Raw genomic sequence first — 700 nt, 5'->3', positions numbered from 1 at the left:
GTCTGAAGCCAACCTAAACACCACATTGCCTCACGATCAATTAATCGCAGGCTTCGGTGTTGGGCTAATCCCTGTTCACTCGCAGTTACTAAGGGAATCCTTGTTAGTTTCTTTTCCTCCGCTTATTGATATGCTTAAGTTCAGCGGGTAATCACGTCTGATCCGAGGTCAGGGTCAATTATACAATTCGTGCGTATTACACACACCATCGGTACAAACCGTAGACCGAACCATAGAGACAAGATCAAGTGACCAACGTAGCGTACGATAGGTGCGATTCTTCCCGAGCGCGTATAATGTCATTAAGCCACGACTCGAGCACAACCCACCGCAGCATCTCGATCAAGTCATCTAGACCGGACTAGGCTGTGGCCGGACTATTAGGACGGAGCCTTCGACCAGCAACCCGCGTTGATATGCGGGTATACACGCCGGCAGGCACTCGCCCAATCCACGACTCAATGTGCGCCGTGATAGATGAAAAGCCGACCCTCGGACAGGCGTGGCCACAGGATATCCCGTAGCCGCAATATGCGTTCAAGATGTCGATGTTCAAAGCAGTATGCAGTTCACATTAATTCACACAGTTGGCTGCACTCTTCATCGACACACGAGCCGAGTGATCCACCGCTCAAAGTTGTACGCCAATAATCCCATACATTGGTTTCCCAAATGCATAGAACTAATGGTTAACGCTGCA

Annotated in this window: 1 rRNA gene; it reads right to left on the bottom strand. The window is 49.9% G+C overall.

Annotated features, from left to right (window positions below):
• A 23S ribosomal RNA gene (locus tag DF185_RS24780) occupies positions 1 to 651 on the bottom strand; the annotation flags it as partial.
• Positions 652 to 700 lie beyond the last annotated feature (49 nt).

Origin of the sequence: Marinifilum breve, from assembly GCF_003202155.1 — a bacterium.
Lineage (GTDB): Bacteria > Bacteroidota > Bacteroidia > Bacteroidales > Marinifilaceae > Marinifilum > Marinifilum breve.
This window is presented reverse-complemented; position numbering and strand designations above follow the sequence as displayed.